1 protein-coding gene is annotated in these 341 nt (G+C 51.3%); it reads left to right on the top strand.

Features of this window, described 5'->3' with window-relative positions; all coding sequences use genetic code 11:
- Positions 1-341, top strand: a 341-nt coding sequence (locus tag ACO0LB_RS20710; protein ID WP_423052603.1) for a hypothetical protein, incomplete at both ends; no start/stop codon positions are given.

Raw genomic sequence — 341 nt, forward strand, 5'->3', positions numbered from 1 at the left:
CACCCGAGAAATAACCAACAGGAATGCTAAGATTCTAGCTTCTTCAGAGGATCCACGCTACGTGAGCCTCCTTGAAGCCCTGAGAACTAAGGAATCCAAATCGTACGTGAAACCTGTAACCCCCATGCCCTTGTTTGTGGTCCCCAGGCACCCTGAGGTGGACATGACTGTTAGAGCCTTCACCATTTGTGATCCTGATGGGGGCCTACCACCAACCCTAGAGCTATGGTCTAAAGCCATGCAAGGTTACATGAATCTGCATGTGGACTTCTGTGAGGACCTTGAGGAGAGGAGGAGGGAGCTCTACTACACCAAGGATCAGGACCAAAAGCGGGTGGAGT

This window comes from Undibacterium sp. SXout7W (genome assembly GCF_049339385.1).
Lineage (GTDB): Bacteria > Pseudomonadota > Gammaproteobacteria > Burkholderiales > Burkholderiaceae_D > Undibacterium.